Below are 24,890 nucleotides of genomic sequence, written 5' to 3'. Positions count from 1 at the left end.
GCTGCGCCTGCCCAAAGTCCGTGCGCCAGGATGTCCATCGTTGAGCGCTGTCCGCAGGCTCAACGGCGACGGATCACTTGGCCAGCTGGATGTCGGTGACCAGCATCTTGCCGCCTTCGTCGGCGACGGCAAAGCGCACCTTGTCGCCCACCGCCACCTTGTCGAGCATGGCCGGATCCTTGGCGGTGAACACCATGGTCATCGGCGGCATGTCCATGCTCTTGATCGGGCCGTGCTTGATGGTGAGCTTGCCGGTGTCTTTGCTGACCTTGCGGATTTCGCCTTCGGCCATTTCGGCCGAGTGGCTCATGCCGCCAGCGTGGTTCATGCCACTCATGGACACTGCTGCGGCCGGCGCGGTGGTCTGGGCGGCAGCCGGCAGGGTGAAGGCCAACGGCAGGGACAACGCAGTGGCCAGGGCCAGGGTAGAGATCGATTTCATGTGAGATTCCTTCAGGTGTAGCTTTGAAAAACCGTGGAGCTGCCGTCTTTGGCGACCAGCAACACGTCGTAGGGGTCTTTGCGCCCGCCGTACTCGGGGCCGTCCATGCCCGGCGAACCGACCGGCATGCGCGGCACCGACAGGCCCAGTGCCTGTGGCTTCTCCTTGAGAAGGCGCTGGATCTCGCGGGCCGGCACGTGCCCCTCGATCACATAACCACCCACCAACGCGGTGTGGCAAGAGCCGTATTTCTGCGGCATGCCAAGCCGGCCTCGAATCGCGCCGTTGCCGGTGTCAAAAGCCTGGGTGCGAAAGCCGTTGGTTTCCAGGTAGGCCATCCAGTCCTTGCAGCAGCCGCAGTTCGGGTCTTTCCAGACCTGCACCAGCGGACCGGCGGGGGCCGTGGCCGATTGCGCGAGTGCCAAGCCGGGCAGCCACGCAGCGGCCGCGAGCGCCGCGAGCTGTCGGCGTTGAAGGCCGCGGGGTTCCGTGTGGGTGGTGACTATGTCCATCATTGCTTGGCTCCAGTTGAGGCTTTGACCAGAATTTTGCCCGCCATGCCAGCTTCGAAGTGGCCAGGCAAAAGGCAGGCGAAGTCAAAATCGCCGGGTCGGTTGAATGTCCAGATGATCTCACCGGTCTTGCCCGGTGCCACGTGGGCCATGTAGGGCTCCTCGTGTTCCATGTTGGGGAAGCGCTTCATGAGCGCCGCGTGTTCGGCCAGCTCCTTCTGCGTGCCTATGACGAGCTCGTGCATCATCTGGCCGGTGTTGGTGAGGGTCAGGCGCACTGTGTCGCCCTGGTTGACTTCGATGCTCGCCGGCGTGAAGCGCATGTTGTCGCCCATCTGGATGGCGATGGTGCGTTTCACAGTCTTGGCATCGCCGGCAATGCCCCAGGCCTTTTGTTCTTTAACCACGGGGCCGATCTTCTTGGCATGGGTTTCTTCGCCATGGGCCCACACGGGAGAGGCGCCCAGAAGGGCCAGCGACATCAGCAGGGGGGTGACAAGCGCGTTCATGGGCACAGGCTTTCAGAGTGATGGGACAAAGGAAAAGTTCGTGGCGGACCCAACCGCCATCGGCTGGGGCTCAATGTGAGTGGCCCTTGGGCTTGACGGCCTGGGCATTCGCCGGCGACGGCATTTCCATGGGTTTGGCGGGCGGGTTGTTGAGCCCTGTCACAGGTTGACCGCCGGCCTTCACCTCGGACTGGAAGCGCGCCGGCTCGGCCAGTGCGCCGGTGTACTCAAAGGCCGAGGTGCCGGGTGGATGGGCATACCACCCCGGGTCGCTGTAGTCGCCGGGTTTTTGGTCTTTGCGCACCTTGAACACGGTGAACATACCGCCCATCTCCAGCGAGCCGTACTGGCCGGAGCCAGTCATCATGGGCGCGGTGTTGTCGGGAATCTGCATCTCCATCTCGCCCATGTCGGCCATGCCGCGCTCACCCATCACCATGTAGTCGGGCGCCACCTTGTTGATCTTGTTCACCAGGCCGCGGTGGTCGATACCGATCATGGTCGGCACATCGTGGCCCATGGCGTTCATGGTGTGGTGGCTCTTGTGGCAGTGCATCGCCCAGTCGCCCTCCTCGTCGGCAAGCAACTCGATCTGGCGCATCTGGCCCACCGCCACATCGGTGGTCACCTCGGGCCAGCGCGAGCCGGCCGGCGTGGGTCCTCCGTCGGTCCCGGTCACTTCAAACTCGTGGCCGTGCAGGTGGATCGGGTGGTTGGTCATGGTGAGGTTGCCGACGCGGATGCGCACCCGGTCGTTCAACCGCACATTGAGCGTGTCGATGGCCGGGAACACCCGGCTGTTCCAGCACCAGATGTTGAAGTCCAGCATAGTGTTGATCTGCGGTGTGCGCGCACCGGGCTCGACGTCAAAGGCGTTGAGCAGAAAGCAGAAGTCGCGGTCCACTTCGCTGATTTGCGTGCTCTTGGTCTTGGGGTGCGTAACCCAGAAACCCATCATGCCCATGGCCATCTGTACCATCTCGTCGGCGTGCGGGTGGTACATGAAGGTGCCGGGTCGGCGCGCCACGAATTCGTAGACATAGGTCTTGCCGACCGGAATCGCCTTCTGGTTCAGCCCGGTCACGCCGTCCATGCCGTTGGGCAGGCGCTGTCCGTGCCAGTGGATGGAAGTGTGTTCGGGCAGCTTGTTGGTGACGTAAATGCGCACGCGGTCGCCTTCGACCACCTCAATGGTTGGGCCCGGGCTCTGGCCGTTGTAGCCCCACATGTTGACCTTGAAGCCGGGCGAGACCTCGCGCACCACGGGCTCGGCCACCAGGTGGAATTCCTTGACGTTGTTGTTCATGCGCCAGGGCAAGGTCCAACCGTTGAGTGTGACCACCGGGTTGTAGGGGCGACCGGTCTGAGGCACCAAGGGCGGCGCGGTGTTGACCGAGGTCTGGATCACCGGCTCGGGCAGGGCCGCGAGGGCCGAGCGGGCTACAGCCACGCTGGCCAGCGAGACGGCCGCACCGGTGAAAAACTGTCGTCGGGTGTTGGGAGAAGTCATGTCGGGTGGTCCTGAATCAGTGGGCGGGAGCGGCTGCTTCAGTGCCACCGCCGCCGGGCGACACAAAGCTGGTGGGGGCGCCACCTTGCAGCGTCCATTGCAGATCGGTTTCGGCCAGCCAGAAATCGCGCTGCGCTTCGATGGCATCGACCTCGGCACTGGCCTGGTTGCCGACCTCGCCCAGCAGGTCCCACACGCTCTTGAGCATGCCGTTGTAGTGCAGCACCGTTTCCTCGGTGATGAAGCTGCGCAACTGGAGCACCTCGCCTCGACTGGCGCGCGCCATCGCATGGCTGGTCTGGAGCACCGCGAAGGCCGTCTCGGAAGCGACCCGGTTGCGCACCGCATCCATGCCGGGCACATGTGCCTGCACCGCGGCCAGCCGCTGCTGCCAGGTGTCGCGGGTCAGCGTCTCAGTGGGCAGTTCGGGCAAATCGGCGGGCAGTCCCAGGCGCGTGTCGGTGCCGCTCAGGCGCAGCAGTTGCAGCAGCGCGCCATCGGCTTTCATGGACGCAAGCTGCGCGCTTTGCAGCGCCATGCGGGCCGAGGCGCGCGCCAGCTGGAAGGGCGTGGCCTGCAGGGGGCTCCAGTTGCCCACGCTGACCATGCGCCGGCCGAGTTCTTCGCCTGCCTCGGCACTGGTGAGCGCCGCTTCTCGAAAGCGCAGCACCTTGCGTGCGGCGACCGCGCTCAGCCAGCCCCTGCGGGCGTCGGCCGCCACTTCCAGCAGTTCTTCCATACCCTCGACCCGCCGCTGCAGGCTGGGATCGATCGTGTCCAAGCGACCGTCGGCCACCTGCTGAGTCGCCAGTACGCCCAGGCGGCTCTGGGTGCGCCTGAGGTCGATGTGCACGCGCCAAGCCTGGCGCACCGCGTCGGCCGACGTCATGAGCATCAGGTTGGGTGCGGCGGTTGGCGTGGCCGAGTCGGAGGGCAGGTTGGCGCTTTCCCACTTAAGCAGGTCAATGTGGCCGCGCTTGAACTGGGCTACGGCGTCGTTGGCGCCACGCCAGTCCACCAGCGGTGGGGCCATGCCGGCCTGGGGCGGCGCAGTGGCCGTCTGAGACCAGGCGCTCAAAGGCAGCAGCAACGCGAGCGCAATGTGACCGAGCCCCCCCCGGGGTGGGCGGCTCGTATGGACAGGCAAGAGGCGTTTTTTGGACATGGGGCCAGTGTCATGGCTGCAGCCCCACAGGTGCCTGTCGGCAACATGACAAATCTGTCATGTTGGGTTGGGGTGGTGCGTGAGCGGGCACACTACGGGCCGTGAACATCCTGATCGTCGAAGACGAACCCAAAACCGGCGAGTACCTGCGCCAGGGGCTGCGCGAGGCCGGCTTTGTGGTGGACCTCGCCACCCGTGGCAACGACGGCCTGCACATGGCGCTCGAAGGCCAGCACGACCTGGTGATCCTCGATGTGATGCTGCCAGAGCTCGACGGCTGGCAGGTGCTCAAAGGCCTGCGCAGCATGGGTCGCCAGATGCCGGTGCTGTTCCTCACCGCGCGCGACCAGGTAGAGGACCGGGTACACGGCCTTGAGCTGGGGGCCGACGACTACCTGGTCAAGCCATTTTCCTTTGCCGAGCTGCTGGCGCGGGTGCGGGTGATCTTGCGCCGTGGCCGCCCTGGGCAGGAGCTGACCAGCCTGCACCTGGCAGACCTGGAGCTCGACCTGCTGCGCCGGCGCATCACGAGAGCCGGGCGGCGCATCGACCTCACCGCCAAGGAGTTTGGCCTGCTGGAATTGTTGATGCGGCGCCAGGGCGAGGTGCTGCCGCGCTCACTGATCGCCTCCCAGGTCTGGGACCTGAACTTTGACAGCGACACCAACGTGATCGATGTGGCGGTGCGCCGACTGCGCACCAAGGTGGACGAGGGGTTTGAGCCACGCCTCATTCACACTGTGCGCGGCATGGGCTACGTGATGGAGATCCCGGAGGCTGGCGCATGAGCGCACGGCGGGGTCTGCGCCTGACGCTCACCGCTCGGCTCACTCTCCTCTACAGCGCCGTTTCGCTGGCCGTACTGTGCGGGCTGGGCGCGCTGGTGACACTGGCCAACCAGGCCCACTTTGTCGATCTGGATCGCGACTACCTGGCTGACAAGGCCGCCTTGGTGCGCCAGGTGGTGGCCAGCAGCACCGACCTTGGCGAGCTGTCGCAGCGGCTGGAGGAACTGCTGCAAAGCCACACTGGTCTGTATGTGCGGCTGGAGCAAACACAGCAGACCCTGTACGGACAAGCCGCCGAGACCTTCCCGGCCGAGCTGATGTCCGCCCCGGGCAGCCTGCAGCCGACCGACTGGACCTGGGACGGCGCCATGCTGCGCGGCGCGGCAGTGGCCTTGCCAGCGCCGCCGTTCATGGGCGGCGACAGCGCGCCGGGGCTGCGCCTGCTGCTGGCCATGGACACGCACCACCACACCCACTTCATGGAGGAGCTGCAGCGCAGCCTCATGGTCTACCTGGTGGTCGCAGCGCTGGTCAGCGGTCTGCTGGCTTGGTGGGCCGCGCGGCGCGGCCTGGCGCCGCTGCGCGACATGCGCGAGCGCGCCCGGCGGGTAACGGCCCACCAGCTCGACGAGCGCATGCAGGTGTCCAGCGTGCCGGTGGAGATGGCCGAGCTCGCCGCCGAGCTCAACACCATGCTGGAGCGGCTGCAGCGCGACTTCCAGCGCCTGTCGGAATTTTCCAGTGATCTGGCGCACGAGCTTCGCACCCCCATCAGCAACCTGCTGACCCAGACCCAGGTCACGCTGGCGCAGCAGCGCGATGCGCCTGCCTACCGCGACACGCTGGCGTCGAACGCCGAGGAGTTCCAGCGCCTGGGCCGTATGGTGTCCGACATGCTGCTGCTGGCCAAGACCGAGCACGGTCTGGCGCTGCCACACCGCGAATCGATCCGCCTGCGCGAGGAGGTGCAGGGGCTGTTTGATTTTTACGATGTGGTGGCCGACGACAAAGGCATCAGTCTGGTGCTGGAGGGGGACGCGACGGTGACGGGCGACAAGCTGATGCTGCGTCGCGCCATCAGCAACCTGCTCTCGAATGCCATCCGCCACGCGCCGCCGAGTTCGCGCGTAGCCGTGCGCCTGAGCCAGACACGCGGCCAGCCCTGCCTTTGTGTGGAAAATACCGGCCCCTCGATCGCGGCCGAACACCTGCCGCGCCTGTTCGACCGCTTCTACCGGGTGGACAAATCGCGCGTCCATCTCGGCGCCGAGGGCACCGGTCTGGGTCTGGCCATCACCCACGCCATCATGGAGGCCCATGGGGGCTCGGTGAGCGTGGAGTCGCAGTCGGACAAGACCCGCTTTTGCCTGCAGTTTCCAGTCGGCTGAGGGCACCAAGCGCGTGCTAACGTAGCGTCCATGACCACCGGTATCCGATACACCTTGCTGTCCATCCGCGACCTGGCCGTTTCGTTTGGACCGTTTGCGTTGCTCACGGTGCTGCTGCTGGCGCTGGCTTACTGGTGGCTCGACCCGAATCCGCCCAAGCGGGTGGTGCTGGCCACCGGCCCTGACCAGAGCGCTTACGACGAGTTCGGCAAACGCTACGCCGAGGCGTTGGCCCGCTACGGCATCACAGTACAGCTCCTCCCCTCTGAGGGATCGTCGGACAACCTGGAGCTGATCCGCAGCGGCAAGGCCGACCTGGGCTTTGTGCAAGGCGGTACAGCTGACATCGGCTACGACGAGGAAGATACCATCGTCTCGCTGGGCAGCCTGTTTGTGGAACCGCTGTGGCTGTTCTACCGCGAGGACGCCGCGAAGAAGCTGGATCAGACGAGCACCATCGACAACCTGGCCGACCTCAAGTCCTGGCGCGTCAACGTGGGCACGACTGGCAGCGGCGTGCCGCGCCTGTTCTCCACCTTGCTGGACGTCAACCGCATCAACAAGGACGAGGTCCAGCTGAGCGAACTGGCGCAAACGCCCGCGACCGTCGACTTTCTGAATGGCCAGCTCGACGCCGTGGTGTTCGCCTCTGCACCCGAGTCGCTCATGGTGCAGATGCTGCTGCAGTCGCCGGGTGTGAATCTGCTCGACTTTGCCCAGAGCGAGGCGTACTCGCGGCGCTTTGGCTACCTCACCCCGGTGGTGATGCCACAGGGCGTGGTGGACCTGGCCAACAACATCCCTGAGCGTGACATGCGGCTGGTGGCCTCGACCACCAGCCTGCTGGCCAGCGCCAAGACGCACCCGGCCATCCTGCAGCTGTTTGCCCAGACCGCCGTCAACCTGCATGGCGGCTCGAGCTGGTTCAGCCGGGCCGGCGAATACCCCAGTCTGGAGCACAGCGAGGTGCCCCTGTCGCCCGAGGCGGTGCGCGCCATCCGCAACGGCCCCCCCTTTCTGCAACGCTACCTGCCGTTCTGGCTGGCCAATCTGGTCGAGCGCATGTGGCTGGCCATGGGCCTGATCATTGCGTTGGCGCTGCCTCTCTCGCGCATCGTGCCACCGCTCTACAGTTTTCGCATCCGCTCACGCGTGTTCCGCTGGTATGCGGAGCTGCGCGACATCGAGCAAAGCCATGAGAATGGCAGCGAGCAGCCTATCCAGCCGCTGCTGGATCAGCTCGACGCGATGGAGAGCAAGGTGGAGAAAGTGGTGGTGCCGCTTTCGTACACCGACGAGCTCTACGCGCTGCGCAGCAACATCGGTCTGGTGCGCAAGAAGTTGCTGCGAAAAGTCTGACCGCGGCAGCGCCGCTCAGTGCCGCAGTGCCATCGGATCGGGCGCGCCGGTCACCAGCCGCAGCCGGCCTGCGGTGTGCAAACGCTGCAGCCCGGTCCTGCTGAGCGAGATCGAGCGGCCTTGTGGCGCAGCGAACTGAAACAGGCGACCGTGCGGGCTAGCCCAGTTCAGCTGGCAACGCATGGTGCGGCCAGACTCATGTAGATCCACCCAGGCTCCCACGGACAACCCGTCGGCCACCGGCAGTGGCTCTCGCCCGTTGAGGGCAAGCCAGTCGCTGGTCACCGGTTCGGTGTCGACAAAATCGGGCGGCGTGTGGAACGCACTGTCGACAAACTGACCACTGTCCTGAGACTCGCTCGGGCGCACCTGAATGCTGTGGCTAACGCCACCCGACTGGGCACTTCGGCCGGCATCGGCCCACGCTGATTCATGAACCAGGTCCACGCTGTGCTGCGTGCGGTAGGCCGCATCCTGCAGTCCCAGCAAGGTGTGGAAAAACGCCTCGGCCCTTGGACGCGGGTAGTCGATGGTGTCCAGCCCTTCGCGCAAGGTGCGCAACACGTTGGGCACCACCTTGATCAGGCGCGGCCGGTTGCGGCTGGCCAGCACCAGCTGGCTGGACCACAGCAGATCGGTCAGCACGTCGATGTAGCGCAGCACCGGTGCATCCGAGGTCAGCGGGCTGTCGGTGACGTCCAGGCTCAGCCGCGCATGGGCCACCACCTGAGCCCAGGGACCGGTGACAAAGCGCCGCACCACGCCTGGTGCGCGCGCAAAGTCGTCGCGCGCCTGAAACTCAGCCGCGAGTTGCTCGGCGAGCCCGTTGCGCTGGGTCACTTGCACCTGGCGTGGCTGAGCCGGGACTGGGGGCATCAGCGCTTCGGGCTCGACAGCGAGCGGCAAGTGCCCGATGGCGGCGGACAACAGAGCTGGCAAGCGGTGCCCTGGCGCTTGAAGGGAGCGCACCACAGCCAACAGCGAGCTTGCAAAGGCTTGGAAGCCAGCGTCTTGCTCGGTGGCAAACGCCAAGCCTCGGGTCGTGATGCTGTCCAGCAGCCGGCGCGCCGGGTTCTGCCGATCAGCGAAAAAACGGGGGTCGGTGCGTGCGAGCTGTTGCAGCGGCGCCTTGAGCTGCTGCACCATGTCGCGTACCGAGGGCAGCAGGCGCGGCTCGTCGACGGCCTCGCTCAGCAGGCGGTTGACCAACTCGCCGGCCAGGGTGCGGACCATGGCGTTGCCCGAACCCGATCGGCCCTGATCGGACACGGCAGCGCCAGCCTGGGCCAGGTTGCCCGCCAGTAAATGGTGCAGCCGATCAAGAGGCAGCAGCGCGTGCAAATCTGACAGGGCTTCGACAGGCATGGCATCCACCGTGGAGCCGGCGGCGCTGACGCGCTGGGCCTTGCGCGGCGCGGGCGACTGGATCACCACGTAGCCTGCGGGGGCAACGCCTTGACGGTCCAGCCACTGTTCGAGCTGTTGGTAGAAGTCCGAGAGCCGTTGTCCCAGCGGAGCTGCACTCGCTGCGAGCCAATGCGACCGGATGACATCAGACACATGCAAGGTGTCCAGCGCAGCCACCAGCGCGGTCACCACCGCCTCAGGTCGCAGGGGGTTAGCGTCGGCGCGCAGCACCTCAAAGCCTTGCGCGCGGCTCAACCGGGCGCTGAAGGCTGCCAGCTCGTCGGCCGCTTCAAGCTTGATGATTTGCTGCACACGCGTCAGGTTCACCGACTGCTGCATCTGGTCATCACCCATCAGCTCCAGTTCGTCGAAGCTCAGCGAGTTGAGCTGGCGAGCGGCTGGCGCAGCGCTCAGTACAGGGGGCTCGGCCTGCTCCAGGCCATCGCGCAGCGCATCCAAAAGGCGTTGGCTGAGGAGGGCGCGGTGCGTCATCAATGCACTGCGCGCCTGCCCAAGACTGTGTTTTTCATGTCCGTGGCGGGCGGTTGCCTCGCGTTGAGCCAGCGCGGTCTGCGTCTGGTCCAGCCAGCTTGGAATCCAGCCGCGCGCCAGCACCAATGCCTCGGCCAGGCAGGCTTGCAAGGGGGTGTCGATGCGGGCGGTCATGGCTGGCGGGTGAACCCACGAGGGGCAAGGTGGAACCTGCTTCCCATTGTGAGCAGCCCGTCCCGGCGCAAAGCGCCGAAATGGGGCCAAAAACCGGCCAGTTCAGGGCTTCGAGAGCAACTCGCGCCAGCCGTCTGGCCCCAGGGCGCGCAAGGTAGCCAGGTTACGCTCCACGATCGCGTCGGCATCCCCGCCCTCGCTGGCCACGGCGCGTTCTACGCTGTCTTCACGCAGCAGATGCAGCGCGGGATAAGGTGCGCGGTTGGTCGCGTTGGTGATGTCGTCAGGATCGGTGCCGTCAAACTGGTAGGCCGGGTGGAAGCTCGCCACCTGGATTACCCCATCGAGTTCGTGCTCGGTGACCACGTCATCGACCACGCCGAGGAAATCGTTGAAGACGGCAAAGTCGGGAAACAGCGAAGGGTGCACCAGCAGGGTGGTATCGATCTGTTCGGCCGGGGTGGTCTTCAGCAGCCCCAGCTCGGCATCGAGCTCGTCCAGAAACGCATCCAGATGCCGCGCGCGGCTGACCACGATGCGCACCTGGTTCTTCACATACACCGCGCGTGCAAACGGGCACAGATTGAGCCCGATCACTGCCCGCTCGATCCATCGGCGCATATCGGCCAGAACCTGTTCGTCAGTCAGTTCCAAAAGAATCTTTCCGAAGCAATAGTAGGTTCAACCCAGGATGCCGTGGAACCGGCTTTGCCGGGCCACAAGCATCGCCACCTTGAGGAGGTGCCTCGCCGCAGGCGCGGCGCGGGGGTGAGTCAATCTCAAGCCAGGCTCTTGAATCGCGCGCGCTTCGGCTTCGCGCCCTCTTCGCCCAGGCGCTTCTTCTTGTCGGCCTCGTACTCCTGGTAGTTGCCGTTGAAGAAGGTCCACTGACTGTCGCCTTCGGCGGCCAGGATGTGGGTGGCGATGCGGTCAAGGAACCAGCGGTCGTGGCTGATCACCAGAGCACAACCCGCGAACTCGAGCAGCGCCTCTTCCAGCGCGCGAAGGGTTTCCACGTCGAGGTCGTTCGACGGCTCGTCCAGCAGCAACACGTTGCCACCCTCGGCCAGGGTCTTGGCCAGGTGCAGGCGACCGCGCTCACCGCCCGACAGGCTACCCACTCGTTTCTGCTGGTCGCCGCCGGAGAAGTTGAAGCGGCCGCAGTAAGCGCGACTGGGCATCTGGAACTTGCCGACCGTGATCATGTCGAGCCCACCGGAGATGTCTTGCCACACGGTTTTTTCATTCGCCAGGTCTTCGCGGCTCTGATCGACCACTGCCATCTTGACCGTCTGGCCAATCTTGACCTCGCCGCTGTCGGGCTGCTCTTTGCCGCTGATCAGCTTGAACAGCGTGGACTTGCCCGCACCGTTGGGGCCAATGATGCCGACGATGGCACCGGCCGGAATCTGGAAGCTCAGGTTGTCGATCAGCACGCGGTCGCCGAAGCTCTTGGTGACGTTCTTGAATTCAATCACCTCGTTGCCCAGGCGCTCAGCCACCGGGATGAAGATTTCGTTGGTTTCGTTGCGCTTCTGGTAGTCGACATCGCTCAGCTCTTCAAAGCGCGCCAGACGCGCCTTGCTCTTGGCCTGGCGACCCTTGGGGTTCTGGCGCACCCACTCCAGCTCTTTTTTCATCGCCTTGGAGCGAGCATCCTCGGTGCGGTTTTCCTGCTCCAGACGGGCTTCCTTTTGCTCCAGCCAGCTGGAGTAGTTGCCTTTGTAGGGGTGGCCGCTGCCACGGTCGAGTTCCAAAATCCACTCAGCGGCGTTGTCGAGGAAGTAGCGGTCGTGGGTGATGGCGACGACAGTGCCAGGGAAGCGCGCCAGGAACTGTTCCAGCCAGTCCACCGACTCGGCGTCCAAGTGGTTGGTTGGCTCATCGAGCAGCAGCATGTCGGGCTTGGAGAGCAGAAGGCAGCAAAGCGCCACACGGCGCTTCTCGCCACCGGACAGCACACCCACCTTGGCGTCCCAAGGCGGCAGGCGCAGCGCATCGGCGGCGATTTCGATCTGGTGTTCGCTGTCGGTTCCGGCGGTCGAAATGATGGCTTCAAGCTGCGCTTGCTCAGCGGCGAGCGCATCAAAATCGGCATCTTCTTCGGCGTAGGCAGCGTACACCTCATCCAGCCGCTTTTGCGCTGCGCGCACCTCGCCCAGGCTTTCTTCCACCGCCTCGCGCACATTTTGCTCGGGGTTGAGCTGAGGCTCCTGCGGCAAGTAGCCGATGCGGATACCCGGCATCGGAATCGCTTCGCCCTCGATCTCGGTGTCAATACCGGCCATGATCTTGAGCAACGTGGACTTGCCCGAGCCGTTGGTTCCCAGCACGCCGATCTTGGCGCCAGGGAAGAAGGACAAGGAAATATCCTTCAGGATTTGTCGCTTGGGCGGCACGATCTTGCCGACCCGGTTCATGGAGAAAACGTATTGAGCCATTTGTGAAAAAAATCTTAGTGAGCGAAGGGAACGGAGGCGAATGCGTCAGCAGACACAGCGCCATGCCACCAAAACGTATTGAGCCATTGCTGATTCGGTACTGGGGTGGTCAAGGAAACGGCGTCTGGCGGAGATGTCCGCCTGCGGGGCCTAGTCTGATCGACCGGTGGCTATGGCAGCCAAAACCCCCATTATCCCCTGCCTCTACGTTTCCCTATCAGGCGCGCAGAAGTGGGCGGCCCAGCGTCAGCTCAGGCTGTCTGGTTCGCCGACATTGCGCAAGGCGGCCTGTGCCACCGCGTCGAGCGCACCTTCGACCACATCACCGCGCGAGATCACGCGCAGCACCTCGTTGTTCAGCAGCCGCTTGAGGGTGCGCCGGGTCATGGAATGCGCCAGGCCGCGGGTGGATATGAACATGAACAGCGTGCCGTGCGGGCTGGCCCAGGTGAGCTGGGCGCGAACCCAGCCGCCTTCGATCAGCAGGTCGACCCATGCACCGGGCAGCAGATCGGTGGAGGCAGACTGCAACGGCTCCAGTGGCATCGGACCCGATTCGTCCGACACGTAGCCCGCGTCCATGGCTTCCTGGCCTGCCATCCAGAAACCTTTGCCCGCTTCGTCCTGCGGCACTGGCGCTGGCGCCGCGTCCACTCGCTCCACCAGCGTCGGGACCACGGCCATGAGCGTGGGGGGAGCCGGCGCCGCCACGGGAGTGGGCGTGTCGAAGGCCTGCTCCTGCAGGGCCACCAGCGCGTCAAAAAACTGCGCGGTGCGGTCGGCTGGGTAGTCGATGAGCTGCAGTCCCTGTCGCAACTGGCTCAGCAGGCGCGGCACCAGCTTGACCAGGCGGCTGCGGTCGCGGCGGATCAGCGAAGCCTGGGCGCTCCAGATCAGCTCATCGGCCACGGAGGCAATCGGCGGGCCATCGGTCCCGCTGAGCTCGCCGCAGAGCTGCGACTCGGCGACCGCTTGCGCCCAGGGTCGGCACAGGAAATCCACCACAAAGTCGGGCACGTCTTTTTCAGCCAGCCGATGCTGGAATTCCTTGGCCAGCCGCTCGGCCAGCAGGTGGCGCTGCTCGGCGTGCAGCAAGGCGCGCGCCGCCTCAGTGCGCATCTGGTTCTTTCGCGTGTCGTCCTCGTCCCACCGGCGGCGCAGCCGGCGCAGCAGGCGGGCAAACACCTCCTCGGTGGCCGGTGCGCTGTTGATCGCCTTGACCGCGCCAACCACAGAGCGCCTGAGCTCGGCAAAGCCTTCATCGCTCTGGCTCAGGTACCCCAGGCTGCGCTGGGTGATGGCTTCGAGCAGCTGGCGCGCCGGGTGCTGGCGCTCGCTGAAGAACCGCGGATCGGCGTGTGACAGCTTCACCAGCACCGGCTCCAGCAGACCAATCTGCTGGCGGATCGCGGGCAGCAGGCGCTCGTCCTGCGTCAGGTTGTCGAGCATCAGGCGCACCACCTCCTGGCCCAGCAGGCGCCCGAGGTGCTGTTCTTCGACGATGGGCAGCTCGGGCGGCGCGGAATCCGGTGACGGGCTGGCCCGCTGGCGCAGGCGCTGGATCAAAGGCTCGACCATGTCCATGTCTTCCAGGGCCGTCATGGACAAGGGCACGGTGTGCAGGAACTCGTGGCTGCCGCCATCCAGCGCCGGCCGCTCCAGATCGCCGGCCAGCAGTTGGCGCAAACGACCCAGCGTCAGCAGGGTGAGCCCGACGGCGCCGCGAGGCACGTGCTCACGGCGCAGCCGCGTGGCCGGGCTCTCCAGTGGCTCCACCCCGTGCACCAGCAACCACTGGGTCAGCTCGCGGTAGACCTGACGCAAGCTCTCGCCCAAGGCGCCGGCGGCCGGAGGAAAGAGCGCGGTACGCTGCGCGACATCAGGCACATGCTGCACCAGCACGGCGCGCAGGGCGCGAGCGAAAGCTGCGGGTTTGAGGGGGTTGAGGTCGCCCTGTACGGTGAGCCAGCCCAGCAAGCTGCTGACGAGGGCATTGAGGCGGGGCAACAGGTCGGCGCTGACCCGCGTGAGCTCTTGTTCGGCCAGCGCGAAGCCAATGGTGGCGTCGATCTGCTGCTCATCAAGCAGGCGTAAATCGTCAAAGCGCACCGGCGAACGGCCCACCGCATCCATCTCGCCGCCGTGGTAGAGCGCACGGCGCAGCTCTTCGTGCCAGGTGCGCTTGAGGGCGTCCTCCTGAGCCACGAGCCGCCTCACCAGCGCGGGGTCCAACCGGCCGTGGGTGCGGCTCATCTGGCCCGCGTGATCGGGATTGATCGACGCGTTCAGGCCTTCGAGCAGGTCCTCGACCATCGAATCCGAGACGGACAGCACCGATTCCAGGCAGTCCTGCAACGAAGGTCGCAGACGGCTCATGTCGTTGGCCACGCCCAGGCGCAGCATCATCGGGGTCTTCATCAGGGCAATGGAAGGGGCCAGTCGGTCGGCATCAGAAGGGGGAAGTCAGGGCGTTAAGCAAAGTGTCGCGAAGCAGCCCTACACCATTATGGAAGTGGTGAGGGGTTTTTCCCTGCCTGACCGTCTGACCGGTCGTTGGCGCAGACGTGCGACAATATGGCCGTTGCGCTGCTTCAGTGACTCGCAACACCAGCAGCCTGCTGGAGGATCAGCGCCACACCGACTGGGGCGCACCGATCCACTGTCTGACCCCTGTCTGCCTTCTACTGAGCGGATGCCTTGGCATTCGAACGGGCAGATGCCCCCAGCGCCCAGGAAGGGCGCCACAACTAAATGACTTTTGACGATTTGAATCTGGCCCCGGCCATTGTCCAGGCAGTGCGCGAGCACGGCTATGAGACCCCCACCCCCATCCAGATCGAGGCCATCCCGGCCGTGCTGGCCGGGCGCGACCTGCTCGGTGGCGCCCAGACGGGCACCGGCAAGACTGCCGCCTTCACCCTGCCCATGCTGCAGCGCCTGAGCGAGAGCGAGCGCAGCAAGAGCAAATTTGGCGGCATCGGCATACGGGCTTTGGTGCTCACCCCAACGCGCGAGCTCGCGGCCCAGGTCGAGGAATCCGTGCGCACCTACGGCAAGCACGTGGATCTCAGCTCCACCGTGGTGTTTGGTGGCGTCGGCATGAACCCGCAAATCAACGCCATGAAGCGCGGTGTCGATATCCTGGTGGCCACGCCCGGTCGCCTGCTCGACCTGCAGCAGCAAGGTTTTCTCGACCTCTCCGCCGTGCAGATGCTGGTGCTCGACGAAGCCGACCGCATGCTCGACATGGGTTTCATCCATGACGTGAAGAAGATCCTGGCCCTGGTACCCAAGGACAAGCAAAGCCTGCTGTTTTCAGCCACCTTCAGCGACGAGATCCGCGACTTGGCTAACAACCTGCTCAAGGATCCGCTGAGCATCCAGGTGACACCGCGCAACACCACCGTGCAGCGCATCACCCAAGTGATCCACCCGGTGGGTCGCGGCAAGAAAAAAGCACTGCTGGCGCACATCATCAACCAGCACAACTGGAGCCAGGTGCTGGTATTCACCCGCACCAAGTTCGGCGCCAACAACGTGGCCGAGTTCCTGACCAAGAACGGCATTCAGGCTATGGCGCTGCACGGGAACAAGAGCCAGGGTGCCCGCACCCAGGCGCTGGCCGGCTTCAAGAGCGGAGACATTCGCGCCCTGGTGGCCACAGACATCGCGGCGCGCGGCATCGACATCGATGAGTTGCCACACGTGGTGAACTACGAAATCCCCAACGTCTCTGAAGACTATGTGCACCGCATCGGGCGCACCGGTCGAGCCGGCAAGAGCGGCGAAGCGGTCAACTTGGTGAGCCTGGACGAAGAAGGCTTCATGATGGATATCGAGCGCTTCACCAAACAGCAGATTCCGGTGCAGATCTTCCCGGAGTTCATGCCCGAGCCGGGCGAGAAGCCCGAGCCCATCGCCATGGGTCGCCAGACCATCTGGGGTGGCGCGGGCAAGCCGCCCAGCCGCGAAGTCATGGCGGCGGCGGCCAAGTCAGCTCGTACCGAGATGTTGCAGCGGGTGCGCGAAAAGAAAGCCACCGAGGGTGGTGGCAACGGGGGTGGTGGTCAGCGTCAGCGCCAGCGGCCTGCCAGCGGTGGTGATGGTCAGCCCCGTGCCGATGGCGAGCGCCAGGCGCCTCGCGGCGAAGGCCGGCGCGCCGGTGGCCGCAATAGCGGTGGCGGCAACCGTCCCAATCACGGCCAGCCTCGCCACACCGAGCCGCGCGCCGAGCGTGCGCCGCGTGAAGACCGTGGTCCGCGCGAAGACCGTGAGCCACGCGAAGAGCGCCAGCCTGGACCCAATGCCCACCTGGGCAGCCTGCGCATCCGCGAACCACGTCCTCGCAGCGCTGCACCGGGCGGCCAGCCCGACCCCCTGCGTACCAGCATCGACTCGATGCGCGGCGGTGGCAACCGCGGCAAGGGCGGTGGTGGCGGCGGCGGTGGTCGCGGCAAGGGTGGCGGCGGTGGTGGTGGCGGTGCCGCCGATCCACTGCGCACCAGTTTCGGTCGCATTCGCTGAAACGCGAACACGCCAGGAAAAAAGCGGACTTCGGTCCGCTTTTTTTCGCCTAAGAACAGGCTAAGTTGGCCACTCAAGAATTCACTTCGTCGCAGGAACAAGGTTGTTCCTGGGCACACAACGTTCCCTAGGAGTTCACATGAACAAGACCCTGATCACCCTGATGTCCGCGCTCACCCTGGTCGCCGCTGGTGCCGCCAGCGCCGCTGCACCAACAGCCACCGCCGCGCCTGCTGCGCCCTTGGTCAAGCACACTGAAATGGCCACCACGGCCACCCAGCCTGCTGACATGGTCACGCCGGCCACCAAAGCTGCCAACGCGCCCAAAGCGGATCACCTGAAAATGGCTCAGCATGCGGAAAAGAAAAAGGACATGAAACACAAGCTCACCAAAGAAGACGCCAAGCACAAGGCCGTGAAAGAGGTCGCCCCCAAGGCCTGATGACTTAGCAGCAACGGCCAACAGCGGGCAGGTGCCCGCTGCTGGCCTTTCTGGTGGCGCTGTAAGAAGGATGTGGATTGACTACAGTGCATGCATGACTTCGCCCTCTACGTCCGACCAGCCTTCGACCCAGCCGCGCTACGCCACTTTGATGCTGGCTACCGCCAATGTGCTCAACCTGGCACAGGCCGGCCGGCATTTCTACAGCGGCCAGGACCCCTACAGCGAGACGGATTTCCGTCGCAAGGTTGACTGGCTGGGTGAGCGGATCCATGCGCTGAATGCCGACGTGCTGGCGGTGCAGGAAATATGGGACGAGGTGGCGCTACGCGCCGCGGTGGCGGCCAGTGGCCTGAACTATGATTTTGTGTCGGTGCCCGGTGCAGAAAACGGACCTGGCCACAGCGGCGCACAAGGCACGCCGCGGGTCGGCATCGTCACGCGCCTGGCGGTGGAATCCGTGGAGTCGCTGGTCAACTTCCCGCCGCAGGCGGTAGTGCAGGTGCCAGGTCTGGGCGCGCACGAGCACTTCGAGCGCCCGCCGCTGCTGGTCACGCTCAAGCTCAAGCACGGCCAGCCGGTGGCGGTCATCACCGCCCACCTCAAGTCCAAGCGACCCAAGTTCCTGCAGGACTCGGACGGTCGCACCAGCGAAGACACCGACGACCCAGCCGTCCAAGCGCTCGGCACCTTGCGCTCGCTCATCATGCGCGCCGGCGAGGCACTGGCCCTTCGGCTGAAGGTGGTGGAGCTGCTGCACCGCACGAGACTGCCACTCGTCGTCATGGGCGACCTCAACGACAGCCCGCACAGCGTGACCACCCAGCTGATCGCCGCCACCTCACAAACCGCTTACGACAAAGGTGCGCGGGACAGCGCGCTCTACAGCGCGTGGGATGTGCAAGGTGAAGCCGCGCTGCGGCGCGATGTAGCGTATTCCCATATCCACCAAGGCTACCCCGAAGTGCTCGACCAGATGCTGGTAAGCGAAGAGTTCGTGGCCACCAGCCGCCACGCCATCGGCGATGTACGGCGGGTCGAGGTGTTCAACGACCACCTGTTTGAAGGCCGCGATCGCACCCGCAGCGACCACGGATTTGTGCGCGCGTTGCTGCGCCTGCGGATGCCCGACGACTGAAGCTACCGGCGCGCACCTGCGCCACCATCAACCGCGAACGAACAACGTCACCAGAGGCTGATCGCCTATCTGCCGGCTACGGTGGCCATGCAGCTGGGGGTCAAACGCAGCGCCTTCGGGCAAGGTATCGGCCGAATAGAAGTGCTCACCGGGCCCGAAATCGCGGGTGCTGCCATCTTGCAGACCAATCTCCATGCGGCCCTGCAATACAAATAGCCACTGCGGCGCGCCGGTGCAATGGAATTCGCTTCGAAAACCAACCGGACTCTGGCGCAACTGGTAGCCGTCACAGGTCATCAGCGGCGAGAGGAGCGCGGCCGGCGTTCCTTCGGAGAGCGACACCACCTCGTCGCGAAAGCGGGCGTAACCATCGCCGTCGGTGAACAGCACGACCTTGTGAAAAGACGTCATGTGGGCTCCTGTCGGGCAAGTCATCTGCCCGGATTGAACGTTTCGGTTTTAACAGAAGGTAACGACCCGTTTGTTTAAATCTTTCCTAAGTGTTGCCAGCACAGAATGCTCTCCGTCCCGGTCTTCGACCGACGACATATTCAACCCTCCAACGGATTTCTCATGAACAAAACCCTGATCGCCCTGGCTGCTTCCGCCCTGCTGTCCATCGGTGTGGCTCACGCCACCACGCCAGCGGCCCCTGCCACTGCCAAGCCTGCTGCTGCACCTGCTGCTGCACCTGTCGCCGCTGCTGCCACGGCACCTGCTGCTGGCAGCGACACCGCCGCACCGGCCAAGAAGGAAGAGATGAAGAAAGAGATGAAGAAGGAAGAGAAAAAGGAAATGAAGAAGGAAGACAAGAAGTCCTGATTCATCAGAACCGTCTCGACCAGTCCAAGCGGGGTTCTCCCCGCTTTTTTTTCGCGCACACTTGACAGTCATGAAGATACTGGTGGCTGAAGATGACTCGATGCTGGGCAGCGGTATCGAGCGTGGCCTGCGCCTGGCAGGCTTCAACGTCGACTGGGTGCGCGACGGCAAGGCCACGGAAGCAGCCCTGCGCACCGTGGCCTACGACCTGCTGTTGCTCGACATCGGCCTGCCAGGCAAAGACGGCCTGCAGGTGCTGCGGTGGCTGCGCAGCCAGCAGCAGGAAGTGGCGGTGCTGGTAGTCTCGGCGCGTGACGCGGTGAGCGACCGCGTGGCCGGATTGAACCTGGGCGCCGATGACTACCTCACCAAACCCTTTGATCTGGACGAGCTGATCGCCCGCATACACGCCCTGGGGCGCCGCCGCAGCGGTCGGGGTGAGCCCGAAATGCGCCTGGGCCGCTTGGTGGTGCAGCCGCTCAAGCGCCAGGTGCTGCTCGACGGCAACCCGGTGGCGCTCGCTGCCCGCGAGTTCGACCTGCTCGCAGTGTTGATCGAGCGCCCGGGCACCGTGCTCTCGCGCGAGCAACTCGAAAACCGCCTATACGGCTGGCAGGACGAGGTCGCGAGCAACGCGGTCGAAGTGCACCTTCACCACCTGCGCAAGAAGCTGGGCACAGCCTGGATCAAGAACGTACGCGGCGTGGGCTACAAACTGGTCGAGGCCGATTGAACTCCATTCGCCAGCGCTTGCTGCTGTGGCAGATTGGCGCCCTCATCGTCACGGGCGTGCTGGTCAGCGTGCTGACCTACCTGCTGGCCTGGAACGGCTTCAACCGCATCCGCGACTACGGTCTGGAGCAAATCGCCTATTCGGTGGTGCGCCACGGCGTCAAGCCGGCGCTCGTGCGCCCGCTGATGACGCCCGCTCCCGGAAGCGCACCACTGGCCCAGTCCACCGCTACGGAAGCCGAAAACGACGGCGAGGCGACAGAGGACCTGGGTCAGTTCGTGAGCCAGATCTGGGACGATGCCGGCCAGCTGGTCTACTCCTCGCTCGACAACGTGGGCCCGCCGCTGCAGCCGCACGGCTTTCACGTGGTGCGCTGGGAGGACGAAGACTGGCGGGTCTACACCGTGGCCGACCGCCGGCAGGTGGTGCAGGTGGCGGTGACCTCGGCCAACCGGACCCAAGGTTTTGCCGACCTGGTGCCTTGGTTGCTGGTGCCGCTGGGCCTGCTGGTGTTGCTGCTCAGCCTGCTGATCCACACCGCGGTCACCCAGGCCTTGTTGCCGCTGGATCAGCTTGGCCGGGAGATCGGCCGGCGCGAAGTCAACGACCTGCACCCCGTGCCAGCCGACGAGCTGCCTGACGAATTGCAGCCACTGGCCAGTGCACTCAACCAGCTTCTGGAGCGGGTCGACCAGCTGCTCTCGGGTCAGCGGCAGTTCATCGCCGACGTGGCCCACGAACTCAACACGCCACTGGCCGCGGTGAAGCTGCAAGCGCAGCTGGCTCGGCGGGTGAGCGAGGGTGAGCGCTCGGCAGCGCTCGACGAGCTGGACCAAGGTATCGCCCGGGCGGCCCATCTGGTGGCGCAGCTGCTGCAGATGGCACGACTGGAGCCCGAACTGGCCCAGCGGCAGAACGAGGTGGTGCGCCTGGACCTGCTCGCCAACCAGGTGGTGGCGGCGTTTTCTGCCCAGGCCGAGGCTCACCACATCGACCTGGGCCGCGTCGGCAACGACAGCGCCACCGTGGTCGGCGACCCCTCGGAGCTGCGCGTGTTGCTCAACAACCTGGTGTCCAACGCGCTGCGCCACACGACCGAGGGCAGCCGAGTGGACGTGCGCGTATCTCGAAGCGGTGACGAAGTCAGCCTGGCGGTAAGCGACGACGGTCCGGGCATTGATCCAGACCAGCGCGAAGCCGCTTTGCAGCGCTTTGTCCGCCTGAACCCTCAACAAGGTCACGGCAGCGGCCTGGGGCTGGCCATCGTCTCGCGCATTGTTCAGCAACACCAGGGGCGCCTCACGCTGGACGAAACGCCCGGCGGTGGTCTCACGGTACGCGTACAGTTTCGGGGCATCGAGCCGCCAACCGAGTCACCTTGAGAACTGGGCAGGGCAAGCCGGATCGTGTCTGCATTACAAACGCTTGCAAAGAAGGTGGTGCCGTTTAGCCCCGTTTTGCCGCGCCCAGCGTTTCAGTGAGCTCCTTCCACTTTTTTGGAGCTCTCTGATGCGCCCTCCTGCTTCCTTTACCCTGCCCCGCTGCCTGTTGCTGAACGCCTGCGGCGCGCTGGCCTTGCTGGCCACCCTGCCCGCACATGCCCTCGGTAGACTGGCCGATGTTCAGCTGATCGACCGCGATACCGGCGAGGTGCTGCCGGTTTACCGCCACCAGGGTGACCATTGGGTGGCCGGTCGCAGCGGGGCGCGTTACGCCGTGGCCCTGCGCAACACCAGCGCGGGCCGCACGCTGAACGTGGTCTCGGTCGACGGCGTGAACGTCATTTCCGGCGAAACCGCGGCCTTACACCAGACCGGCTATGTGCTCGGCGCATGGCAGAGCTACCAGGTCACGGGCTGGCGCAAGAGCGACAGCCAGATCGCGGCGTTTCACTTCACCGCCTCACCCACCTCCTACGCCGAGCGAACCGGTCGCCCGGCCCACATGGGCGTGATCGGTGTGGCGCTGTTTCGCGAAAAGGTGGCGCCACCGCCGGTGCTGTTGCCCGCCCCTTATCCCCACAGCCGTTCGCGTGACCATGAGCGCCTGGGCGCAGCGGCGGGCGAGGCCAGCGCCGAGAGCGCCGCACCCATGGTTCAGCAGCGGGCCGAGGCCAACGGCACCGCCGCCGCCGAAAGCCTGTCCAACTCGCCGATGGCATCGCGCCGCATGGTGCCGGCGGCACCCGCGCCGCGCCTGGGCACGGGACACGGCGCACGTGAAAGCGACCGGGTCGGTCACACCACCTTCGAGCGCCGCAGCTCGAGACCCGACGAGATCATCCGAATTCGATATGACAGCTTTGACAACCTGGTGGCCATGGGCGTCATTCCACAAAGCCCAGTACCGCCCCGGCCGAATCCGTTTCCCGAGCCCGCCGTGTCGCGCTACGCGCCCGATCCTTCCTGAGTCAGCGGGTGGACACTGCCGTATGGCTGGGCCGAGGTAGCGCCTGGGGGTCGCCGCCCATAATCCAGCGCATGCACGACAGCGCCGAGCCCAGCGACGGGCACCTGATGCAGGCCTATGCCCATGGCGACACGCGTGCGTTTGAGACTCTGTACGACCGTCATGCCCTGCCGGTGTGGCGCTTCGTCCTTCGCAGCGTACAACAGCCCGAGCTGGCCGACGAGCTGGTGCAGGAGGTGTGGCTGACCGTGGTGCGAGAAGCGATGCGCTACGAGGCGCGAGCACGCTTTCGCACCTGGCTGTTCACCCTGGCGCACCACCGCATGGTCGACTACTGGCGCCGCCACCGGCCCCATACCAGCCTGGATGCCAGCACCGAAGACGGCGCCTCCCTCGCCGACACCCTGGCCACTGAATCGGGGTTTGGCCCGGAGCGGCGGCTCGATTCGCGCGAGCAGGCGCAGGCCCTGCTGGACGCGCTCGCAGCTCTGCCTCCCGCGCAACGCGAGGCTTTTCTGCTGCAGGCCGAAGGCGGCCTGAGCGTGGCCGAGATCGCGGCCACCACCGGCGTGAGCTCCGAGACCACCAAAAGCCGGCTGCGCTATGCCCGCGCCCGCCTGCGCGAAGCCCTGGAGGCTTTCGCATGAACCGCCCCGACGACACCCAGAACCCAGCCTCTCGCGACCACGACCCGCTGCTGCAGCGTTACCACGAGGCCAACTCGCTGGACAGCGCGCGCCCGACGCCCACCCTGCGTGAGAGCGTGCTGGCACAGGCCCGCGCAGCCGCAGCGACGCGTACGCCCACCGCCAACCACCGCCCGGCCGCCAACGATGCAAACTGGACGCTTCGCGCACTGGGCAGCCTGGCCGTGCTCGGTCTGGTCGGCCTGCTGGCGCTGCAATTCGATCGCGGCAGCGAAGCAGAACAGGACACCGCACTGGGCCTGCCCAGCCCCAGCGCACCCACCGCTCTGCCGCCGGCGGCGCCCGCCTCAAGAGTGCCACCCCCCGGACCACGCGCCGAAGGACTGCCTGACAACAACAAGGCACCAGGGACTCTCTCCGGCAACACGACCGAGAACACCTCCGCCACGCCAGCGCGACCCAAGCACCCTGCCGCGTCTGCCAGCCGCCCGGTGCCTGACGCACCACCACCGCCAACCGTTCAGCGAAAACCAGTGCTGAGCGCAGCAAGCCCGGACCCCTTCCCCGCCAATTCTTCGGCCAGCTCACCAGCCACTGCCGCATCGCCGGCCAGGCCTGCACCTTCCCTGGGGCAGATACCCGGAGCACTCGTCGAGACAGCGCCATCGGCAACGCCACCGCTCGCCGAGCCACGCGCAGACAACGCTGGTGCCAGCGCCCCTCCCACTCGCGCACAGGCGCCTGCGGCCGCAGCGATGCGCGGCATTGCGCCTCCCGCCGCCTCTCCCATGGCCGCCGAATCGGCTGCCGATGCCTCGCAACTCGTTGACATCCTGATCCAGCCAAGTGCCACCAGCGCCGCACTGCTGGACGCAGTGGCGCGGGGCGATGTCGAGGCCAGCCGCGCTGCGCTTGAGCAAGGTGCTGATGTCAACGCGGTGAACCGCAGCGGCCAGACGGTGCTCATGCTCGCCGCCCTGGGAGGTGACGCGGCACTCGTTGATCTGTTGCTCAAAGCCGGCGCCGACACCCGCCGCACCGACCGCACCGGCGCCAGCGCAGCCGAACTGGCGCAGCGCACAGGCCACGATGCGATCGCCCAGCGCCTGCGCCCGCGGTGAGTACCATCACGGCATGAGCACAGCACACACCCCGCCCGAACCGCAACGCATCCATTTTGGCCACCAGGGTCGCGTCGTCATCGTCACTGGTGGCGCACAAGGCATTGGCGAAGCCTGCGCTCGCCGCTTTGCGCAGGAAGGCGCGTTGGTGGTGATTGCCGATGTGGCCGATGTGCCGGGCAAGGCGCTGGCCACCGAGCTCGGCGCGATGTACCGCCACTGCGATGTCGGCGACAAGCTTGACGTGGACGACCTGGTGGCCAAGGTCATGACCACCCATGGCCGCATCGACGTGCTGGTGAACAACGCCGGTATCTTCAAGGCGGCCGATTTTCTGGACGTAAGCGAAGCCGACTTTGACGAGGTGCTGCGCATCAACCTTAAGGGCGCGTTTCTCATGGGTCAAGCGGTGGCGCGCGAAATGGCGGCCGAACGCAGCGGCTCCATCGTCAACATGAGCTCGGTCAACAGCGTGCTCGCCATCCCCAACATCGCCAGCTACAACGTGAGCAAGGGCGGCATCAATCAGCTCACCCGCGTGATGTCGCTCGCGCTGGCGCCCCACGGCATTCGCGTCAACGCGGTGGCGCCGGGCACCATCGCCACCGAGCTCGCCGCCAAAGCGGTGCTCACCAGCGACGCCGCCCGGACCAAGGTGCTGAGCCGAACGCCCATGGGCCGCCTGGGCGAGCCGGATGAAATCGCCGACGTGGTGGCCTGGCTGGCCAGCGACGCCGCCAGCTACGTCACCGGCGAAATCGTCACGGTAGACGGCGGACGCATGGCGCTGAACTACACCGTACCGGTCTGATGGCAGACCCCCCGCGCCGGGGATATTGCAGCCAGTGCCAGCGCCCGGTTCGGGCT

At 65.6% G+C, this 24,890-nt stretch carries 23 protein-coding genes; 13 read left to right on the top strand and 10 right to left on the bottom strand.

Annotated features, from left to right (window positions below):
• Positions 1-73: 73 nt before the first annotated feature.
• The 5 genes from GPT34_RS09775 to GPT34_RS09755 form a co-directional block, all read right to left on the bottom strand.
• Positions 74-442 (bottom strand): copper-binding protein, encoded by a 369-nt coding sequence (locus GPT34_RS09775; RefSeq protein ID WP_291011602.1) that lies wholly within the window; start codon positions 440-442, stop codon positions 74-76.
• A gap of 11 nt (positions 443-453) precedes the next feature.
• On the bottom strand, positions 454-954 hold the full coding sequence (locus tag GPT34_RS09770) for a DUF411 domain-containing protein (protein ID WP_291011617.1): 501 nt from the start codon (positions 952-954) through the stop codon (positions 454-456).
• The gene (locus GPT34_RS09765) at positions 954-1,463 is read right to left on the bottom strand and encodes a cupredoxin family protein (protein ID WP_291011600.1); all 510 of its coding nucleotides are present in this window, start codon (positions 1,461-1,463) and stop codon (positions 954-956) included. Before GPT34_RS09765 ends, GPT34_RS09770 begins: the two co-directional genes overlap by 1 nt.
• Positions 1,464-1,533: 70 nt before the next feature.
• Complete coding sequence (locus GPT34_RS09760) at positions 1,534-2,973, bottom strand: copper oxidase (RefSeq protein WP_291011597.1); 1,440 nt, start codon at positions 2,971-2,973, stop codon at positions 1,534-1,536.
• 16 nt (positions 2,974-2,989) lie between these two features.
• Positions 2,990-4,138, bottom strand: a complete 1,149-nt coding sequence (locus GPT34_RS09755) for a hypothetical protein (protein WP_291011594.1) — start codon at positions 4,136-4,138, stop codon at positions 2,990-2,992.
• Between the two features lie 101 nt (positions 4,139-4,239).
• Here GPT34_RS09755 and GPT34_RS09750 point away from each other — a divergent pair, with 101 nt between their 5' ends.
• Genes GPT34_RS09750 through GPT34_RS09740 form a run of 3 tightly spaced genes read left to right on the top strand, consistent with a single transcriptional unit; the run spans position 4,240 to position 7,673 of the window.
• Positions 4,240-4,926 (top strand): heavy metal response regulator transcription factor, encoded by a 687-nt coding sequence (locus GPT34_RS09750; protein ID WP_291011591.1) that lies wholly within the window; start codon positions 4,240-4,242, stop codon positions 4,924-4,926.
• Positions 4,923-6,314, top strand: coding sequence for a heavy metal sensor histidine kinase (locus tag GPT34_RS09745; RefSeq protein ID WP_291011589.1), 1,392 nt, complete (start codon positions 4,923-4,925; stop codon positions 6,312-6,314). Before GPT34_RS09750 ends, GPT34_RS09745 begins: the two co-directional genes overlap by 4 nt.
• A 30-nt stretch (positions 6,315-6,344) precedes the next feature.
• Positions 6,345-7,673 carry a TAXI family TRAP transporter solute-binding subunit gene (locus GPT34_RS09740; protein WP_291011586.1) on the top strand — a complete coding sequence of 443 codons (1,329 nt, stop codon included), beginning with the start codon at positions 6,345-6,347 and terminating at the stop codon, positions 7,671-7,673.
• A 15-nt stretch (positions 7,674-7,688) separates the two neighbouring features.
• Here GPT34_RS09740 and GPT34_RS09735 read toward each other — a convergent pair whose 3' ends face one another.
• The 4 genes from GPT34_RS09735 to GPT34_RS09720 all read right to left on the bottom strand — a co-directional run bounded on the left by GPT34_RS09735 (position 7,689) and on the right by GPT34_RS09720 (position 14,605).
• Positions 7,689-9,746 carry a DUF1631 family protein gene (locus tag GPT34_RS09735; RefSeq protein ID WP_291011584.1) on the bottom strand — a complete coding sequence of 686 codons (2,058 nt, stop codon included), beginning with the start codon at positions 9,744-9,746 and terminating at the stop codon, positions 7,689-7,691.
• Between the two features lie 102 nt (positions 9,747-9,848).
• Entirely contained in the window at positions 9,849-10,367 is a 519-nt protein-coding gene (locus GPT34_RS09730; RefSeq protein WP_291011614.1) for a DUF1415 domain-containing protein, read from the bottom strand.
• Between the two features lie 158 nt (positions 10,368-10,525).
• Positions 10,526-12,187, bottom strand: a complete 1,662-nt coding sequence (gene ettA / locus GPT34_RS09725) for an energy-dependent translational throttle protein EttA (RefSeq protein ID WP_291011582.1) — start codon at positions 12,185-12,187, stop codon at positions 10,526-10,528.
• Between the two features lie 246 nt (positions 12,188-12,433).
• Positions 12,434-14,605, bottom strand: coding sequence for a DUF1631 family protein (locus GPT34_RS09720; RefSeq protein WP_291011579.1), 2,172 nt, complete (start codon positions 14,603-14,605; stop codon positions 12,434-12,436).
• A 333-nt stretch (positions 14,606-14,938) separates the two neighbouring features.
• On the opposite strand from GPT34_RS09720, the gene GPT34_RS09715 reads away from it, so the two are divergent.
• The 3 genes from GPT34_RS09715 to GPT34_RS09705 all read left to right on the top strand — a co-directional run bounded on the left by GPT34_RS09715 (position 14,939) and on the right by GPT34_RS09705 (position 18,291).
• Positions 14,939-16,711, top strand: coding sequence for a DEAD/DEAH box helicase (locus GPT34_RS09715; RefSeq protein WP_291011576.1), 1,773 nt, complete (start codon positions 14,939-14,941; stop codon positions 16,709-16,711).
• Positions 16,712-16,850: 139 nt separating this feature from the next.
• Positions 16,851-17,153, top strand: a complete 303-nt coding sequence (locus tag GPT34_RS09710) for a hypothetical protein (RefSeq protein WP_291011573.1) — start codon at positions 16,851-16,853, stop codon at positions 17,151-17,153.
• 94 nt (positions 17,154-17,247) lie between these two features.
• The gene (locus GPT34_RS09705; RefSeq protein ID WP_291011570.1) at positions 17,248-18,291 is read left to right on the top strand and encodes an endonuclease/exonuclease/phosphatase family protein; all 1,044 of its coding nucleotides are present in this window, start codon (positions 17,248-17,250) and stop codon (positions 18,289-18,291) included.
• A gap of 27 nt (positions 18,292-18,318) precedes the next feature.
• Here the strand turns inward: GPT34_RS09705 and GPT34_RS09700 are convergent, their stop codons facing one another.
• Entirely contained in the window at positions 18,319-18,702 is a 384-nt protein-coding gene (locus GPT34_RS09700; RefSeq protein ID WP_291011567.1) for a hypothetical protein, read from the bottom strand.
• Positions 18,703-18,864: 162 nt separating this feature from the next.
• On the opposite strand from GPT34_RS09700, the gene GPT34_RS09695 reads away from it, so the two are divergent.
• The 7 genes from GPT34_RS09695 (at position 18,865) to GPT34_RS09665 (ending at position 24,834) form a co-directional block, all read left to right on the top strand.
• The gene (locus GPT34_RS09695) at positions 18,865-19,113 is read left to right on the top strand and encodes a hypothetical protein (RefSeq protein ID WP_291011564.1); all 249 of its coding nucleotides are present in this window, start codon (positions 18,865-18,867) and stop codon (positions 19,111-19,113) included.
• Between the two features lie 70 nt (positions 19,114-19,183).
• Positions 19,184-19,846, top strand: a complete 663-nt coding sequence (locus tag GPT34_RS09690; protein ID WP_291011562.1) for a response regulator transcription factor — start codon at positions 19,184-19,186, stop codon at positions 19,844-19,846.
• Positions 19,843-21,228 (top strand): HAMP domain-containing sensor histidine kinase, encoded by a 1,386-nt coding sequence (locus GPT34_RS09685; RefSeq protein WP_291011560.1) that lies wholly within the window; start codon positions 19,843-19,845, stop codon positions 21,226-21,228. Before GPT34_RS09690 ends, GPT34_RS09685 begins: the two co-directional genes overlap by 4 nt.
• A gap of 127 nt (positions 21,229-21,355) precedes the next feature.
• The gene (locus tag GPT34_RS09680) at positions 21,356-22,255 is read left to right on the top strand and encodes a hypothetical protein (RefSeq protein WP_291011557.1); all 900 of its coding nucleotides are present in this window, start codon (positions 21,356-21,358) and stop codon (positions 22,253-22,255) included.
• Between the two features lie 71 nt (positions 22,256-22,326).
• Positions 22,327-22,902 (top strand): RNA polymerase sigma factor, encoded by a 576-nt coding sequence (locus GPT34_RS09675; RefSeq protein ID WP_291011554.1) that lies wholly within the window; start codon positions 22,327-22,329, stop codon positions 22,900-22,902.
• Positions 22,899-24,023 (top strand): ankyrin repeat domain-containing protein, encoded by a 1,125-nt coding sequence (locus GPT34_RS09670; protein WP_291011551.1) that lies wholly within the window; start codon positions 22,899-22,901, stop codon positions 24,021-24,023. The genes GPT34_RS09675 and GPT34_RS09670 overlap by 4 nt, the downstream gene beginning before the upstream one ends.
• Before the next feature lie 13 nt (positions 24,024-24,036).
• On the top strand, positions 24,037-24,834 hold the full coding sequence (locus tag GPT34_RS09665) for an SDR family oxidoreductase (RefSeq protein WP_291011548.1): 798 nt from the start codon (positions 24,037-24,039) through the stop codon (positions 24,832-24,834).
• The last annotated feature ends 56 nt before the right edge of the window (positions 24,835-24,890 follow it).

The organism is Hydrogenophaga sp. (genome assembly GCF_011390835.1).
In the GTDB taxonomy this organism is placed as follows: Bacteria; Pseudomonadota; Gammaproteobacteria; order Burkholderiales; family Burkholderiaceae_C; genus Hydrogenophaga.
This window is presented reverse-complemented; position numbering and strand designations above follow the sequence as displayed.

Bases quoted from the DNA above. Each gene is read 5' to 3' on its own strand.
- GPT34_RS09775 (WP_291011602.1), bottom strand. From the start codon at position 442: ATGAAATCGATCTCTACCCTGGCCCTGGCCACTGCGTTGTCCCTGCCG.
- GPT34_RS09770 (WP_291011617.1), bottom strand. From the start codon at position 954: ATGGACATAGTCACCACCCACACGGAACCCCGCGGCCTTCAACGCCGA.
- GPT34_RS09765 (WP_291011600.1), bottom strand. From the start codon at position 1,463: ATGAACGCGCTTGTCACCCCCCTGCTGATGTCGCTGGCCCTTCTGGGC.
- GPT34_RS09760 (WP_291011597.1), bottom strand. From the start codon at position 2,973: ATGACTTCTCCCAACACCCGACGACAGTTTTTCACCGGTGCGGCCGTC.
- GPT34_RS09755 (WP_291011594.1), bottom strand. From the start codon at position 4,138: ATGTCCAAAAAACGCCTCTTGCCTGTCCATACGAGCCGCCCACCCCGG.
- GPT34_RS09745 (WP_291011589.1), top strand. From the start codon at position 4,923: ATGAGCGCACGGCGGGGTCTGCGCCTGACGCTCACCGCTCGGCTCACT.
- GPT34_RS09740 (WP_291011586.1), top strand. From the start codon at position 6,345: ATGACCACCGGTATCCGATACACCTTGCTGTCCATCCGCGACCTGGCC.
- GPT34_RS09735 (WP_291011584.1), bottom strand. From the start codon at position 9,746: ATGACCGCCCGCATCGACACCCCCTTGCAAGCCTGCCTGGCCGAGGCA.
- GPT34_RS09730 (WP_291011614.1), bottom strand. From the start codon at position 10,367: ATGCGCCGATGGATCGAGCGGGCAGTGATCGGGCTCAATCTGTGCCCG.
- ettA (WP_291011582.1), bottom strand. From the start codon at position 12,187: ATGGCTCAATACGTTTTCTCCATGAACCGGGTCGGCAAGATCGTGCCG.
- GPT34_RS09720 (WP_291011579.1), bottom strand. From the start codon at position 14,605: ATGAAGACCCCGATGATGCTGCGCCTGGGCGTGGCCAACGACATGAGC.
- GPT34_RS09715 (WP_291011576.1), top strand. From the start codon at position 14,939: ATGACTTTTGACGATTTGAATCTGGCCCCGGCCATTGTCCAGGCAGTG.
- GPT34_RS09710 (WP_291011573.1), top strand. From the start codon at position 16,851: ATGAACAAGACCCTGATCACCCTGATGTCCGCGCTCACCCTGGTCGCC.
- GPT34_RS09705 (WP_291011570.1), top strand. From the start codon at position 17,248: ATGACTTCGCCCTCTACGTCCGACCAGCCTTCGACCCAGCCGCGCTAC.
- GPT34_RS09700 (WP_291011567.1), bottom strand. From the start codon at position 18,702: ATGACGTCTTTTCACAAGGTCGTGCTGTTCACCGACGGCGATGGTTAC.
- GPT34_RS09695 (WP_291011564.1), top strand. From the start codon at position 18,865: ATGAACAAAACCCTGATCGCCCTGGCTGCTTCCGCCCTGCTGTCCATC.
- GPT34_RS09690 (WP_291011562.1), top strand. From the start codon at position 19,184: ATGAAGATACTGGTGGCTGAAGATGACTCGATGCTGGGCAGCGGTATC.
- GPT34_RS09680 (WP_291011557.1), top strand. From the start codon at position 21,356: ATGCGCCCTCCTGCTTCCTTTACCCTGCCCCGCTGCCTGTTGCTGAAC.
- GPT34_RS09675 (WP_291011554.1), top strand. From the start codon at position 22,327: ATGCACGACAGCGCCGAGCCCAGCGACGGGCACCTGATGCAGGCCTAT.
- GPT34_RS09670 (WP_291011551.1), top strand. From the start codon at position 22,899: ATGAACCGCCCCGACGACACCCAGAACCCAGCCTCTCGCGACCACGAC.
- GPT34_RS09665 (WP_291011548.1), top strand. From the start codon at position 24,037: ATGAGCACAGCACACACCCCGCCCGAACCGCAACGCATCCATTTTGGC.